The organism is Pseudomonas sp. Colony2 (assembly GCF_019382755.1).
In the GTDB taxonomy this organism is placed as follows: domain Bacteria; phylum Pseudomonadota; class Gammaproteobacteria; order Pseudomonadales; family Pseudomonadaceae; genus Aquipseudomonas.
On the sequence record NZ_CP080030.1, the window covers coordinates 6,445,232 to 6,459,307 of the forward strand.

Sequence of the window (14,076 nt, forward strand, 5' to 3'; positions counted from 1 at the left end):
AGCAGGGATCAAGCCAAGGCGGCGTTTGTTTAAACGCGCGGGGAATCAATCAGTTGCGGGAAAAGCGATAGCACTTGGCCTGTTTTATTCTGCACGAAATGCTCAAGGTGTCGCGGCGTTCTGCACGATTCAGGCTTGCGCCTTGGAGGGCGTCACGCCGAAACGGCTGCGGTAATCACTTGGCGCCAGCCCGGTGATTTTCTTGAAGGTGGCGCGGAAGGCGCCGGGGTCCTGATACCCCACGGTCCAGGCGATGTGATCAATGGTGCCGTTGGTGAACTCGAGCATCTGGCGCGCCTTGCCGACACGCAGGTGCTGGCAATATTCGGTGGGTTTCAAACCGGTGGCGGCGCGGAACCGTCGCAGGAAGGTGCGTTCCTCAAGTCCCGCCTCCTGCGCCATGGCAGCCAACGAAACATCCACCGCACCGCTGGCCTGCAGCCAATGTTGCACCTTGAGAATCGCAGCGTCGCCATGGGCAAGGATCGGCGCAAAGTTACTGCCGCACTCACTGGCGCTGTCACTGTGTTCGATCACCAGGAAACGCGCGGTGCTGGCAGCGATGCTCGGGCCGAGCAAACGGTCCACCAGGCGCAGGCCCAATTCGGACCAGGCCATGAGGCCGGCGGTGGTGATCAAGTCGCCGTCGTCGACGATGGGTTTGTCGGCTTCCAGGCGAATCGCCGGATAACGGGCGGCGAAGGTTTTCGCCGACGTCCAGTGCGTGGTGGCGCTGCGACCGTCCAACAGGCCGCTTTCCGCCATCAGGATCGAACCTACGCACACGCCGCCCAGAATGGTCCCGGAGCGATGTTGCTGGCGCAGCCAATCCAGCAATTCGGCGGACGCCTGGCCCTCGGAAAAGCCGGCAATGGAGGGTGGAATCAGCAAGGCCGTCAACCTATCCCCGCTACCGGGCTCGCTATCGAATACACGGGTCGGCGCACCGCCTGTTTCAGCCTGCCAATGGCTGATGCGCAGGGACGGCAGTTGCTCGGACTGATGCTCGGTCGCAATCCGGTTGGCGACCGCGAACAGGTCGGTCAAGCCATGCACGGCGGCCATTTGCGCACCGCTGTAGATCAGCACGCCGAGTTCGACGATCGCCATTGTCAGTTTTCCCTCTGTTATTGTCGGTGCGGCCAATCCCCAGGCGTCACGCCAGCCAGGATACTGGACGCATCAACCCTCACAAGGAAACCAACATGGCCAAGCAAGCGCTCATCCTAATCGATATCCAGAACGACTACTTCCCCCAGGGCAAGTGGCCGCTAGACGGAGTGGACGCGGCGGCAGACAAGGCGCAGCAAGTGCTACAGGCATTTCGCCAGGCAGGCGATACGGTGATTCACGTACGCCACGAATTCACCTCCGACGATGCCCCCTTCTTCACCCCGGGCTCGGAAGGTGCACACCTGCACCCCAAGGTGCTGAACCAGGCCGACGAGCCCGTGGTGCTCAAGCATTTCGTCAATGCGTTCCGCGAAACCAACCTGCGGGCCCTGCTGGAACAATGCAGCATCACCGAACTGGTGGTGGTGGGCAGCATGAGCCATATGTGCATCGACGGCGTGGTGCGCGCCGCGTCGGACCTGGGCTACAGCGTGACCGTGATCCACGATGCCTGCGCCACGCGGGACCTGGAATTCAATGGCAGCGTCGTGCCGGCAGCCCAGGTGCATGCGGCGTTTATGTCGTCGCTGGGGTTTGCTTATGCGAGCGTGGTATCGGCGGAACAGTTCTTGTCCGCCGATTGACCTTCTCCGCGCTTACCGGGTAGCGATGATGAACAGGCGCGGAAACGGCAGCAACACAGTGCCATCGGCCAGCGCTGGATAAGCCTTGGTGATCCGCGCCAGGTACTCGTCGAGGAAGGCGTTCCTTTCTGACTCGGTCAGGGGCGCCAGGAATGGACGCAACGCCGAACCCTTGAACCACTCCACCACCGCGGCGGAACCTGCCAGCGGATGGTGGTAAGTGGTGCGCCACACATCCACGGTGGAACAGTGTTGGCTCAGCAACTCAAAGTAGTAGCTCGCGGTATGGCGTTCATTGTGTTTGACGCTGCCGATCTTTGCGGCCCACGGGCCGTCCGCCGCGACTTCCCGCGCCAGCTTGTGGGCCGGCTCGTCAAGATTGTCGGGCGTCTGCACCGCCAGGGTGCCGCCGGAGGTCAGTTGATTGACTAAATGCGGATACAGCGTGGCGTGATCAGGCAGCCATTGCAGCGACGCATTGGCGAGGATGACGTCGAATTTCTGCGCCGGGTTCCAGGCGCCAATATCAGCCAATTCGAAGTTCAACGCGGGCAGGCGCTTGCGGGCGTCGACCAGCATGTCATCGGAACTGTCCATGCCGGTGACCACTGCCTGCGGAAAGCGATCAGCCAGGACTTCAGTCGAATTGCCCGGGCCGCAACCCAGGTCGACGGCGGTGCGCACATCACCCTCAGGGATGGCCGCTACCAGATCCCGGACGGGACGAGTGCGCTGTTGTTCGAACATCGAGTATTGCTTGGCTGACCAGGTCATTGCGGCATTCCTTCTTCTGTGAGGAGTGAGGACAGCCTAAATCTTGTGATCCATGAGAACAAATGCCACGATTGATCATCTCCCATACCTGAAAAGTATTCCTATGCTGGAGCTCAGGCAGCTCAGGGCCTTCGTCGCGATTGCCGAAGAAGGCTATATCACCCGCGCGGCAGAACGACTGGGCATGCAGCAACCGCCGCTGACCCGCCTGTTGCAAAGTCTTGAAGCCGAGTTGGGTGTGGTGCTGATGGAGCGCCTGCCACGAGGCGTGCGCCCGACCACTGCGGGGCTGGCCTTGCTGGAGGAGGCGCGGCATATCTTGGCCAGCGTCGATGGTGTGGCCGACATTGTGCGCCGCGCCGCCCGAGGTGAACGCGGACGCCTGGCGATTGGTTTCACCAGCTCCGCCGCCTTGCATCCGTTTGTGCCCAGCGTACTGCGCCTGTTTCGGGAAACCTTTGTCGGCGTTTCAGTGGTACTGGAAGAAGCCGGTACCGGTGAACTGCTGGACGCGTTGCTGCACGAAAAGCTCGACGCGGCGTTCATTCGCTCGCCGCTGAGCGGGACGCAGGCGTTGCAGGACCAGCCAATTCTGGTAGAGCCAATGTTGCTGGCGCTGCCTACCGATCATCCACTGGCTATCAACCCGTCGACGCCGCTGCCATTGGCGGCATTGGCCACCGAGGCGTTTGTGCTGTATCGCCGCCGGGTGGGGCTTGGGTTGTATGACGCGATTCTGGTGGCGTGTCGAGAAGCGGGTTTCAGCCCGCAGGTTGTGCAAGAGGCGCCGCGCATGACGGCGACGTTGAGCCTGGTGGCTGCGGGGCTTGGGGTTTCGATTGTGCCTGCCTCAATGCAACGGTTGCGGGGCGACGGGATTGTTTATCGCGAGCTTTCGGAGTGCCGGAGCCTGGTGGCGCCGTTGCACCTGGCTACCCGGGTAGGTGATACGTCGTCGGTATTGGAGAGGTTTCGGGAGTTGGTGGTGGGCGCCGCTTCTACTGACGTTTAGCGGATTGCCGTGTCCGCAATGAAAAACCCCCGGGGCCAAGGCCACCGGGGGTTTTCTGGTGTTACGCGACAGTTCTGGGTCTCAAGCGACCTTAGAACGGAATATCGTCATCAAAGCTGTCGAAGTCGGCTGCCGGCTGAGGAGCGGCCTGCTGTGGCGCTGGACGCGACTCACGCTGTGGCTGCTGGGTTGGCTGCGGACGGGACTGCTGCTGTGGACGCGGCGCCGAGTTGGACATGCCGCCCTGGCCCTGTTGGTCGCCCTGTGGACGGCCGCCCAGCAGTTGCATGGTGCCTTGCATGTCGACCACGATTTCAGTGGTGTAACGCTTGATGCCGTCTTTTTCCCACTCGCGGGTTTGCAGCTTGCCTTCGATGTAGACCTGCGAACCTTTGCGCAGGTATTCACCGGCGATCTCTGCAACCTTGCCGAACATCGACACACGGTGCCATTCGGTTTTCTCGACCTTCTGGCCGGTTTGCTTGTCGGTCCACTGTTCGCTGGTCGCCAGACTCAGGTTGGTCACGGCGTTACCGTTCGGCAAGTAGCGAACTTCGGGATCCTGGCCGCATGTACCGACCAATATGACTTTGTTAACCCCACGGGCCATAACGTTCTCCTAGGCTGGGCGCGCTGTCGGCACTGGGTTGACCAGTTGCTCGAGCGTCGCGCGATCCAATAATTCGGTGTCCAATTTGATGTAGATGGCGGCTTCTTCAGTAACAACCACAGCATCCGTAACCCCAACAACGGCCTTAAGGCGCTCGACCAGACCGGCTTCGCGGATCGCTTCGGGCGATAACGGCAAGCGCAGGCTCGTCACATAGGGAGGTTCGCGCATGGTAACAGCAAAGGCTAGCCAGAGGGCAGCCAGACCTGCGCATCCCAGGAACACAACCGACAAACCGCCATGCTGGAACATCCAGCCACCCATGATCCCGCCCAGTGCAGAACCGAGGAACTGGCTGGTTGAATACACGCCCATCGCCGTGCCTTTGCCGCCGGCCGGTGAAACCTTACTGATCAGCGAAGGCAGTGAAGCCTCCAGCAGGTTGAACGCGGTGAAGAACACCACCGTGCCGATCACCAGCGCCCGCAGGCTGTCGCCGAACTGCCAGAAGAATAGCTCAGTGAGCATCAGTGTCGCGACGGCGCCCAACAGAACTCGTTTCATTTTGCGTTTCTTCTCGCCGTAGATGATGAACGGGATCATGGCGAAGAACGAAATCAGCAGCGCGGTGAGATAGACCCACCAGTGCTGCTCCTTGGGCAACCCGGCTTTTTGCACCAGGGCCAGGGGCAAGGCGACGAAGCTGCACATCAGCATCGCGTGTAATACGAAGATACCCAAATCCAGGCGCAACAGGTCCGGGTGCTTGAGTGTCGGCAGCAATGCCTGCTTGGCGACGCCCGACTCACGGTGCTGCAACGGCCCCGTGGAATGCGGAACCATGAAGGCGACAATCACGATGCCGAACAGCGCCATGCCACCGGTGGCCAGGAACAGACCGTGCAAGCCGAACGCGCGGGTCAGCAGCGGGCCGACTACCATCGCCACGGCGAACGAAAGACCGATGGTCATGCCGATCATCGCCATGGCCTTGGTACGGTGTTGTTCGCGGGTCAGGTCGGAGAGCAGTGCCATGACGGCGGCGGAAATCGCGCCGGCGCCTTGCAGGACGCGTCCGGCGATCACGCCCCAGATAGAGTCGGCATTGGCCGCAAGCACACTGCCCAGGGCGAAGACGATCAGGCCGAGGTAGATCACCGGCCGGCGGCCGATGCGGTCGGAAATGACGCCGAACGGAATCTGAAACAGCGCCTGGGTCAGGCCATAGGCGCCAATCGCCAGGCCGATCAGGGCCGGGGTCGCTCCTGCGAGATCCATTCCATAGGTCGCCAGCACCGGCAACACCATAAACATGCCAAGCATACGGAATGCGAACACCAGGGCCAGACCGCTTGCTGCGCGGGTCTCGCTGCCACTCATGCGTTCGCTGTGGGGATCGTGCATGGATAAACCTCGTGTGAACCGGCGGCGATTCTACCAGTCCCATCGATTGAGAGGGTATATGCGGCGCTTTGCCGCGCAGCTTTCATGTAAGGCTGCACCCGGCACTTTGACAGTGTATATTCATCCAGTCTTTAGCCGTATACTCCTGCATTATTTACGCCCGCCGTGCGAGGCCATCTTGGACAAGATCCTGATTCGTGGGGCTCGAACCCACAACCTGAAGAACATCGACCTGACCCTGCCACGGGACAAACTGATCGTCATCACCGGCTTGTCCGGGTCCGGCAAGTCGTCCCTGGCGTTTGACACGCTGTACGCCGAAGGCCAGCGCCGCTACGTGGAATCCCTGTCGGCCTATGCCCGCCAGTTCCTGTCGATGATGGAAAAGCCCGACGTCGACACCATTGAAGGCCTGTCGCCTGCGATTTCCATCGAACAGAAATCCACCTCCCACAACCCGCGTTCCACCGTGGGCACCATCACCGAGATCTACGACTACCTGCGCCTGCTGTATGCCCGCGTGGGTATTCCCCGCTGCCCGGACCACGACATTCCCCTGGAAGCCCAGACCGTCAGCCAGATGGTCGACCTGGTGCTGGCCCAGCCGGAAGGCGCCAAGCTGATGCTGCTGGCACCGGTGATTCGCGAGCGCAAGGGTGAACACCTTTCGGTCTTTGAAGAACTGCGTGCCCAGGGTTTCGTGCGTGCCCGCATCAACGGCAAGCTCTACGAGCTGGACGAAGCGCCGAAGCTGGATAAACAGAAAAAGCACTCGATTGATGTGGTCGTCGACCGTTTCAAGGTGCGTGCCGATTTGCAGCAGCGCCTGGCGGAGTCTTTCGAAACCGCGCTGAAGCTGGCAGACGGCATTGCCCTGGTAGCACCGATGGACGACGAGCCCGGGGAAGAAATCATCTTCTCCGCGCGCTTCGCCTGCCCGATCTGCGGCCATGCCATCAGCGAGCTGGAACCGAAGCTGTTTTCCTTCAACAACCCGGCCGGCGCTTGCCCGACCTGTGATGGCCTGGGGGTTAAGCAATTCTTCGACATCAAGCGCCTGGTCAACGGTGACCTCACACTGGCGGAGGGTGCGATACGTGGCTGGGACAGGCGTAACGTCTATTACTTCCAGATGCTGGGGTCGTTGGCTTCGCACTACAAGTTCAGCCTGGAAGTGCCGTTCAACGAACTGCCCGCCGAACAGCAGAAATTCATCCTGCATGGCAGCGGTTCGCAGAACGTCGACTTCAAGTATTTGAATGACCGTGGCGATATCGTCAAACGCTCGCACCCGTTCGAAGGCATCGTGCCGAACCTGGAGCGGCGCTACCGCGAGACGGAGTCCGCCAGCGTGCGCGAGGAACTGGCCAAGTTCCTCAGCACCCAGCCTTGCCCGGATTGCCGTGGCACACGCCTGCGCCGTGAGGCGCGGCATGTGTGGGTTGGCGAGAAGACCCTGCCGGCAGTGACCAACCTGCCGATTGGCGATGCCTGCGAATACTTCGGCACGCTGAAACTGACGGGCCGCCGCGGGGAAATTGCCGACAAGATCCTCAAGGAGATTCGTGAACGGCTGCAGTTCCTGGTCAACGTGGGCCTGGACTACCTGTCGCTGGACCGCAGTGCCGACACGCTTTCCGGCGGTGAAGCCCAGCGGATTCGCTTGGCCAGCCAGATCGGTGCCGGCCTGGTGGGCGTGTTGTACATCCTCGATGAACCGTCGATTGGATTGCATCAACGGGACAACGACCGCTTGCTGGGCACGCTGAAGCACCTGCGGGACATCGGCAATACGGTGATCGTGGTCGAGCACGATGAAGACGCGATTCGCCTGGCCGATTATGTGGTCGATATCGGCCCGGGAGCGGGTGTTCACGGTGGGCACATTGTCGCCGAGGGCACGCCGGCTGAAGTGATGGCGCATCCTGACTCGCTGACCGGTAAGTACCTGTCGGGTCGCGTGAAGATCGCCGTGCCGGCCAAACGCACCCCGCGCAACAAGAAGATGGCACTGCACCTCAAGGGCGCGCGCGGCAACAACCTGCGCAATGTCGACCTGGAGATCCCGCTGGGCCTGCTGACCTGTGTGACCGGTGTATCCGGTTCGGGCAAATCAACGCTGATCAACAACACGCTGTTTCCGTTGAGTGCCACTGCACTGAACGGCGCGACCACCCTGGAAGCCGCCGCTCACGACAGCATCAAGGGCCTGGAAAACCTGGACAAGGTGGTCGATATCGACCAAAGCCCGATTGGCCGCACACCGCGCTCCAACCCGGCGACCTACACCGGGCTGTTCACGCCGATTCGCGAGCTGTTCGCCGGCGTGCCGGAATCGCGCTCCCGTGGCTACGGGCCTGGCCGGTTCTCGTTCAACGTCAAGGGCGGCCGCTGCGAAGCGTGCCAGGGCGATGGCTTGATCAAGGTGGAGATGCACTTCCTGCCGGACATCTACGTGCCGTGCGACGTGTGCAAGAGCAAACGCTATAACCGCGAAACCCTGGAGATCAAGTACAAGGGCAAGAGCATCCACGAAACCCTCGAGATGACGATCGAGGAAGCGCGGGTGTTCTTCGACGCGGTACCGGCCCTGGCGCGCAAGCTGCAGACACTGATGGATGTTGGCCTGTCGTACATCAAGCTGGGGCAGTCGGCGACGACGCTGTCGGGCGGCGAGGCCCAGCGGGTCAAGCTGTCTCGCGAGCTGTCCAAGCGTGACACCGGCAAGACGCTGTACATCCTCGACGAGCCGACCACAGGCCTGCACTTCGCGGATATTCAGCAATTGCTGGACGTGCTGCATCGCCTGCGTGACCACGGCAACACGGTGGTAGTGATCGAGCACAATCTGGATGTGATCAAGACCGCCGACTGGCTGGTGGACCTGGGGCCGGAAGGCGGTTCCAAAGGTGGGCAGATCATTGCGGTCGGCACACCGGAGCAAGTCTCGGAGATGAAGCAGTCTCACACCGGCTTCTACCTCAAGCCTCTGCTGGCTCGCGACAAGGACTGATTGTTCAGCCCCACGAAAAAGCCCCTGTCACCGTGTAAGTGACAGGGGCTTTTTAGTAGCTGGAGGAATCAGAACTGCGATTGCAGGTAATTCTCCAGGCCAATCAGCTTGATCAGGCCCAACTGCTTTTCCAGCCAGTAGGTGTGATCTTCTTCGGTGTCATTCAACTGCACCCGCAGGATTTCCCGCGTGACGTAGTCGTTGTGCTGCTCGCAGAGCTCAATGCCCTTGCAGAGCGCGGCACGGACCTTGTACTCAAGGCGCAAGTCGCTGGCGAGCATCTCAGGCACCGTGGTGCCGGTATCCAGGTCGTCGGGACGCATACGGGGCGTGCCTTCGAGCATCAGGATACGGCGCATCAGTGCGTCGGCGTGCTGTGCCTCTTCTTCCATTTCATGGTTGATACGCTCGTAGAGCTCGGTAAAGCCCCAGTCTTCGTACATCCGCGAGTGAATGAAATATTGGTCACGAGCTGCCAGTTCGCCCGTCAGCAACGTGTTGAGGTAATCGATTACGTCGGGGTGACCTTGCATCGCCCTACATCTCCCTGCTTGAAAGTCTGTAGTTTGAACCATGATGACCCGGAGGTCACGGGACCAACGGCAGAAAAGTGAAGATTTCCGGTGAAAAGTAGCTTAAATAACGCAAAAACCGCCCAAATGAGGGCGGTTCTGCTTATCGTTTAGAGTCAGTTCAGCGATACACCCAGTGCAGATGCGATCCCTTCTCCATAAGCCGGGTCGGCCTTGAAGAAGTACTGCAACTGGCGCTGCACCACGTCGCTGGAAACACCCGCCATTGCGCCGGCGATATTGTTGATCAGCAGGGCTTTCTGCTCATCGTTCATCAGGCGGAACAGCGCACCGGCATGGCTGTAGTAGTCGGTATCTTCGCGGTGATCGTAACGATCAGCCGCACCGCTCAGGGCCAAGGCTGGCTCGGCGTACTGAGGAGCCTGCTTCGGCGCATCGGCGTAGCTGTTTGGCTCGTAATTGGGGGCCGCACCACCATTGGAGCCGAATGCCATCGAACCATCACGCTGGTAGCTGTTGACTGGGCTGCGTGGCGCATTCACCGGCAGTTGCTGGTGATTGGTACCTACGCGGTAGCGATGGGCATCGGCGTAAGCGAACACGCGCCCTTGCAGCATGCGGTCTGGCGACAGGCCAACACCCGGGACCATGTTGCTTGGACCGAAAGCCGCCTGTTCAACTTCAGCGAAGTAGTTCAGCGGGTTGCGGTTCAGTTCCAGCTCACCCACTTCGATCAGCGGGAACTCTTTCTGCGACCAGGTCTTGGTCACGTCGAACGGGTTTTCGTAGTGAGCGTTGGCCTGGGCCTCAGTCATGATCTGAATGCACACGCGCCATTTCGGGAAGTCACCACGCTCAATAGCACCGAACAGATCGCGCTGAGCGTAATCAGGGTCGGTACCGGCCAGGCGTGCAGCGTCAGCCGGCGCCAGGTTCTTGATACCTTGCTTGGTCTTGTAGTGCCACTTCACCCAGTGACGCTCGCCTTCGGCGTTAATCAAGCTGTAGGTGTGACTGCCGAAGCCGTGCATGTGACGGTAGCCGTCCGGGATGCCACGGTCCGAAAACAGGATGGTGACCTGGTGCAGCGCCTCAGGGGAGTGCGACCAGAAGTCCCACATCATCTGTGCACTTTTCAGGTTGCTTTGCGGCAGGCGCTTTTGGGTGTGGATAAAGTCGGGAAACTTCAGCGGGTCGCGGATGAAGAACACCGGGGTGTTGTTACCAACGATGTCCCAGTTGCCTTCTTCGGTGTAGAACTTCAACGCGAAACCACGCGGGTCGCGCTCAGTATCAGCCGAACCACGCTCGCCACCCACCGTGGAGAAGCGCAGGAAAGTCGGAGTTTGCTTGCCCACAGAATCGAACAGCTTGGCGCTGGTGTACTGCGTGATGTCTTGAGTGACGGTGAAGGTACCGTAAGCGCCCGAGCCTTTGGCGTGTACACGACGCTCAGGAATGTTTTCACGGTTGAAGTGAGCGAGCTTCTCGATCAGGTGAAAGTCGTCGAGCAGCAGCGGGCCGCGTGGGCCGGCGGAACGGGAATTCTGGTTATCCGCGACAGGTGCGCCGCTGGCGGTAGTAAGGGTTTTATTCTGGCTCATGCTCAATCTTCCTCAGGTCAGTCTTGGAACTGCCGGCTAATCGGCTTGGAGCGATTATTGATCAGGAAGATGACACCATCAAATTTATTAAATCATACCCACCGATAGAAATTAACTAACGATCCATCCGAACGGATATCAGAAGTAGCTGCACGGGCTGAACGTGTATTCGCTCGAGGTAATTCCAGTTTTCAACGCGCACAAAAAACCGGGCACTAGGCCCGGTTCTTCGTTACAGACTGACGTCTTACTCAGCGGATACAGCTTCACCGCCAACTGGACGATCGATCAGCTCAACGTACGCCATAGGCGCGTTGTCACCAGCGCGGAAACCGCACTTGAGGATGCGCAGGTAGCCACCCTCACGGGTAGCGTAACGCTTGCCCAGGTCGTTGAAGAGCTTACCAACGATAGCTTTCGAACGAGTACGGTCGAAAGCCAGACGGCGGTTAGCCAGGCTGTCTGTCTTGGCCAAAGTAATCAGCGGCTCAGCAACGCGACGCAGTTCTTTAGCTTTCGGCAGTGTAGTTTTGATCAGCTCGTGCTCGAACAGCGACACCGCCATGTTCTGGAACATAGCCTTACGGTGCGAGCTGGTACGGCTCAGGTGACGACCACTTTTACGATGACGCATGGTTCATTCCTTACCAAACTCACGTTCGGTGATTACGACGATCAGGCAGTCGCCTTGTCGTCCTTCTTAAGACTTGCAGGCGGCCAGTTGTCGAGGCGCATGCCGAGGGACAGACCGCGGGAGGCCAGAACGTCCTTGATTTCAGTCAAGGATTTCTTGCCCAGGTTCGGAGTCTTCAACAGTTCTACTTCGGTGCGCTGAATCAGATCACCGATGTAGTAAATGTTTTCCGCCTTAAGGCAGTTAGCCGAACGTACAGTCAGTTCCAGATCGTCAACCGGGCGAAGCAGGATCGGATCGATCTCGTCTTCCTGCTCGATTACCACTGGTTCGCTGTCACCCTTGAGGTCGACGAACGCAGCCAACTGCTGTTGCAGAATGGTTGCAGCGCGGCGGATAGCCTCTTCAGGATCCAGAGTACCGTTGGTTTCCAGATCAATAACCAGCTTGTCCAGGTTAGTACGCTGTTCGACACGGGCGTTTTCCACCACGTATGCGATACGGCGAACCGGGCTGAACGAAGAGTCGAGCTGCAAGCGACCAATGCTGCGGCTTTCGTCTTCATCGCTCTGACGCGAGTCGGCCGGTTCATAACCACGACCACGAGCTACGGTGAGCTTCATGTTCAGGGCGCCGTTAGACGCCAGGTTAGCGATTACGTGATCGGGATTAACGATCTCGACATCATGATCCAGCTGAATATCGGCAGCGGTAACCACCCCCGAACCCTTCTTCGACAAGGTCAGCGTAACTTCGTCACGGCCGTGCAGCTTGATAGCCAGACCTTTAAGGTTCAACAGGATTTCAATTACGTCTTCCTGTACACCTTCGATGGCGCTGTACTCGTGGAGCACACCGTCAATCTCGGCCTCGACTACTGCACAGCCGGGCATTGAGGACAACAGGATGCGGCGCAGCGCGTTGCCCAGGGTGTGGCCAAAACCACGCTCGAGAGGCTCGAGAGTGATCTTGGCGCGGGTTGGACTGACAACCTGCACATCAATGTGACGGGGTGTCAGGAACTCATTTACCGAAATCTGCATGGATGCACCTATTTTCTAGCCCTTACTTGGAGTAGAGCTCGACAATCAGGCTTTCGTTGATGTCGGCGGACAGATCACTGCGAGCAGGAACGTTCTTGAAAACGCCCGACTTCTTCTCAGTGTCTACTTCTACCCATTCTACGCGGCCACGTTGGGCACACAGATCGAGAGCTTGGACAATGCGAAGTTGATTTTTTGCTTTCTCGCGAATCGCGACCACGTCACCAGCACGAACCTGGTACGACGGGACGTTAACGGTTTGGCCGTTTACGCTGACGGATTTGTGCGATACCAGCTGACGGGATTCGGCACGAGTCGAACCAAAGCCCATACGGTATACAACGTTGTCCAGACGGCATTCGAGCAGTTGCAGCAGGTTTTCACCGGTTGCACCTTTCTTGCCAGCAGCTTCTTTGTAGTAGCCGCTGAACTGACGCTCGAGAACGCCGTAGATACGACGGACCTTCTGCTTTTCACGCAGTTGGGTGCCGTAATCGGACTGGCGACCGCGGCGTTGGCCGTGGATACCAGGTGCTGCTTCAATGTTGCACTTCGATTCGATCGCGCGCACGCCGCTCTTCAGAAAGAGATCGGTGCCTTCACGACGAGCGAGTTTGCATTTTGGACCAATGTAACGAGCCATTCTTTACAATCTCCTGGATTACACGCGGCGCTTCTTCGGCGGACGGCACCCGTTGTGCGGGATTGGCGTCACGTCGGTGATGCTGGCGATCTTATAGCCACAGCCGTTCAATGCACGGACAGCAGACTCACGACCTGGACCTGGACCTTTGACGTTGACGTCGAGGTTTTTCAGGCCATATTCCAGCGCAGCTTGACCAGCACGTTCAGCAGCTACTTGAGCAGCAAACGGGGTGGACTTGCGGGAACCGCGGAAACCCGAACCACCGGAGGTAGCCCAAGAAAGCGCGTTACCTTGACGGTCGGTGATGGTCACGATTGTGTTGTTAAAAGATGCATGGATGTGGGCGATGCCATCAACCACTGTCTTTTTAACTTTTTTACGAGGACGAGCAGCAGGTTTTGCCATGATTAATTTCCTGTCGATTCGCGTGGGCGATTACTTGCGGATCGGCTTACGCGGACCTTTACGGGTACGCGCGTTAGTCTTGGTACGCTGACCGCGTACTGGAAGACCACGACGATGACGCAGACCACGGTAGCAACCGAGGTCCATCAAACGCTTGATTTTCATGTTGATTTCGCGACGCAGGTCACCTTCAGTGGTGAACTTCGCCACTTCGCCACGCAACAGCTCAATCTGCTCGTCGCTCAGATCCTTGATCTTTGCGGCTGGGTTTACCCCAGTATCTGCGCAAATTTTCTGCGCAGTAGTGCGACCAACACCATAGATGTAGGTCAGCGAGATAACAGTGTGCTTGTTATCTGGAATGTTAACGCCTGCAATACGGGCCATTCAGTGGGACTCCAATTGACAGCTACCTACGCCCCGGAAGCCAAGAAATAGGGCGCGAGATAATATCGCTGTAATAACAAATAATCAACCCGGCAGCGCACTAGCTGCCGGGCTTCAAGCGGATCACACTCAGCCTTGGCGCTGTTTGTGACGCGGTTCCGCGCTGCAAATTACTCGAACAACACCTTCGCGGCGAATAATCTTGCAGTTACGGCACAGCTTTTTCACCGATGCACGAACTTTCATCACCAACT

The 14,076-nt window shown here is 58.9% G+C and carries 15 protein-coding genes; 3 read left to right on the plus strand and 12 right to left on the minus strand.

What is annotated here, in order from left to right; genetic code table 11:
- Positions 1–129: 129 nt before the first annotated feature.
- The gene (locus JV201_RS26195; RefSeq protein WP_102605436.1) at positions 130–1,110 is read right to left on the minus strand and encodes a GlxA family transcriptional regulator; all 981 of its coding nucleotides are present in this window, start codon (positions 1,108–1,110) and stop codon (positions 130–132) included.
- A gap of 95 nt (positions 1,111–1,205) precedes the next feature.
- Between JV201_RS26195 and JV201_RS26200 the strand changes: the two genes are divergently transcribed.
- Positions 1,206–1,757, plus strand: a complete 552-nt coding sequence (locus JV201_RS26200) for a cysteine hydrolase family protein (RefSeq protein WP_178965318.1) — start codon at positions 1,206–1,208, stop codon at positions 1,755–1,757.
- 12 nt (positions 1,758–1,769) lie between these two features.
- Here the strand turns inward: JV201_RS26200 and tam are convergent, their stop codons facing one another.
- Entirely contained in the window at positions 1,770–2,531 is a 762-nt protein-coding gene (tam, locus tag JV201_RS26205) for a trans-aconitate 2-methyltransferase (RefSeq protein ID WP_102370003.1), read from the minus strand.
- Positions 2,532–2,634: 103 nt separating this feature from the next.
- Here tam and JV201_RS26210 point away from each other — a divergent pair, with 103 nt between their 5' ends.
- Positions 2,635–3,543, plus strand: a complete 909-nt coding sequence (locus tag JV201_RS26210; RefSeq protein ID WP_178965316.1) for a LysR family transcriptional regulator — start codon at positions 2,635–2,637, stop codon at positions 3,541–3,543.
- Between the two features lie 91 nt (positions 3,544–3,634).
- Here JV201_RS26210 and JV201_RS26215 read toward each other — a convergent pair whose 3' ends face one another.
- Positions 3,635–4,153, minus strand: a complete 519-nt coding sequence (locus JV201_RS26215; protein WP_003210042.1) for a single-stranded DNA-binding protein — start codon at positions 4,151–4,153, stop codon at positions 3,635–3,637.
- A gap of 9 nt (positions 4,154–4,162) precedes the next feature.
- On the minus strand, positions 4,163–5,557 hold the full coding sequence (locus JV201_RS26220) for an MFS transporter (RefSeq protein ID WP_003210044.1): 1,395 nt from the start codon (positions 5,555–5,557) through the stop codon (positions 4,163–4,165).
- A 178-nt stretch (positions 5,558–5,735) separates the two neighbouring features.
- Here JV201_RS26220 and uvrA point away from each other — a divergent pair, with 178 nt between their 5' ends.
- Complete coding sequence (uvrA, locus tag JV201_RS26225) at positions 5,736–8,570, plus strand: excinuclease ABC subunit UvrA (RefSeq protein WP_219406206.1); 2,835 nt, start codon at positions 5,736–5,738, stop codon at positions 8,568–8,570.
- 68 nt (positions 8,571–8,638) lie between these two features.
- Here the strand turns inward: uvrA and bfr are convergent, their stop codons facing one another.
- From bfr to rpmJ, 8 genes are all read right to left on the minus strand, one after another.
- Positions 8,639–9,103: a bacterioferritin gene (gene bfr / locus JV201_RS26230; protein WP_003210048.1), complete on the minus strand. Its 465-nt coding sequence runs from the start codon at positions 9,101–9,103 to the stop codon at positions 8,639–8,641.
- A gap of 155 nt (positions 9,104–9,258) precedes the next feature.
- Entirely contained in the window at positions 9,259–10,707 is a 1,449-nt protein-coding gene (locus JV201_RS26235; RefSeq protein WP_219406207.1) for a catalase, read from the minus strand.
- 247 nt (positions 10,708–10,954) lie between these two features.
- A complete protein-coding gene (gene rplQ / locus JV201_RS26240) occupies positions 10,955–11,341 on the minus strand; it encodes a 50S ribosomal protein L17 (protein ID WP_003210053.1) in 387 nt (128 codons plus the stop codon).
- Positions 11,342–11,382: 41 nt separating this feature from the next.
- A complete protein-coding gene (locus JV201_RS26245; protein ID WP_003176403.1) occupies positions 11,383–12,384 on the minus strand; it encodes a DNA-directed RNA polymerase subunit alpha in 1,002 nt (333 codons plus the stop codon).
- 22 nt (positions 12,385–12,406) lie between these two features.
- Positions 12,407–13,027 carry a 30S ribosomal protein S4 gene (rpsD, locus tag JV201_RS26250; protein ID WP_003210056.1) on the minus strand — a complete coding sequence of 207 codons (621 nt, stop codon included), beginning with the start codon at positions 13,025–13,027 and terminating at the stop codon, positions 12,407–12,409.
- An 18-nt stretch (positions 13,028–13,045) separates the two neighbouring features.
- The gene (gene rpsK, locus JV201_RS26255; RefSeq protein WP_002555466.1) at positions 13,046–13,435 is read right to left on the minus strand and encodes a 30S ribosomal protein S11; all 390 of its coding nucleotides are present in this window, start codon (positions 13,433–13,435) and stop codon (positions 13,046–13,048) included.
- Positions 13,436–13,465: 30 nt separating this feature from the next.
- On the minus strand, positions 13,466–13,822 hold the full coding sequence (rpsM, locus tag JV201_RS26260; RefSeq protein ID WP_003210063.1) for a 30S ribosomal protein S13: 357 nt from the start codon (positions 13,820–13,822) through the stop codon (positions 13,466–13,468).
- A 129-nt stretch (positions 13,823–13,951) separates the two neighbouring features.
- Positions 13,952–14,068: a 50S ribosomal protein L36 gene (gene rpmJ, locus JV201_RS26265; protein WP_002555468.1), complete on the minus strand. Its 117-nt coding sequence runs from the start codon at positions 14,066–14,068 to the stop codon at positions 13,952–13,954.
- Positions 14,069–14,076: the final 8 nt, after the last annotated feature.

What these genes read in the sequence shown, in the direction of transcription:
- JV201_RS26210 (WP_178965316.1), top strand. Translation starts at nt 2,635, where the DNA reads ATGCTGGAGCTCAGGCAGCTCAGGGCCTTCGTCGCGATTGCCGAAGAA.
- JV201_RS26220 (WP_003210044.1), bottom strand. Translation starts at nt 5,557, where the DNA reads ATGCACGATCCCCACAGCGAACGCATGAGTGGCAGCGAGACCCGCGCA.
- JV201_RS26235 (WP_219406207.1), bottom strand. Translation starts at nt 10,707, where the DNA reads ATGAGCCAGAATAAAACCCTTACTACCGCCAGCGGCGCACCTGTCGCG.
- JV201_RS26215 (WP_003210042.1), bottom strand. Translation starts at nt 4,153, where the DNA reads ATGGCCCGTGGGGTTAACAAAGTCATATTGGTCGGTACATGCGGCCAG.
- JV201_RS26200 (WP_178965318.1), top strand. Translation starts at nt 1,206, where the DNA reads ATGGCCAAGCAAGCGCTCATCCTAATCGATATCCAGAACGACTACTTC.
- rplQ (WP_003210053.1), bottom strand. Translation starts at nt 11,341, where the DNA reads ATGCGTCATCGTAAAAGTGGTCGTCACCTGAGCCGTACCAGCTCGCAC.
- JV201_RS26245 (WP_003176403.1), bottom strand. Translation starts at nt 12,384, where the DNA reads ATGCAGATTTCGGTAAATGAGTTCCTGACACCCCGTCACATTGATGTG.
- bfr (WP_003210048.1), bottom strand. Translation starts at nt 9,103, where the DNA reads ATGCAAGGTCACCCCGACGTAATCGATTACCTCAACACGTTGCTGACG.
- rpsD (WP_003210056.1), bottom strand. Translation starts at nt 13,027, where the DNA reads ATGGCTCGTTACATTGGTCCAAAATGCAAACTCGCTCGTCGTGAAGGC.
- rpsK (WP_002555466.1), bottom strand. Translation starts at nt 13,435, where the DNA reads ATGGCAAAACCTGCTGCTCGTCCTCGTAAAAAAGTTAAAAAGACAGTG.
- rpsM (WP_003210063.1), bottom strand. Translation starts at nt 13,822, where the DNA reads ATGGCCCGTATTGCAGGCGTTAACATTCCAGATAACAAGCACACTGTT.
- JV201_RS26195 (WP_102605436.1), bottom strand. Translation starts at nt 1,110, where the DNA reads ATGGCGATCGTCGAACTCGGCGTGCTGATCTACAGCGGTGCGCAAATG.
- rpmJ (WP_002555468.1), bottom strand. Translation starts at nt 14,068, where the DNA reads ATGAAAGTTCGTGCATCGGTGAAAAAGCTGTGCCGTAACTGCAAGATT.
- tam (WP_102370003.1), bottom strand. Translation starts at nt 2,531, where the DNA reads ATGACCTGGTCAGCCAAGCAATACTCGATGTTCGAACAACAGCGCACT.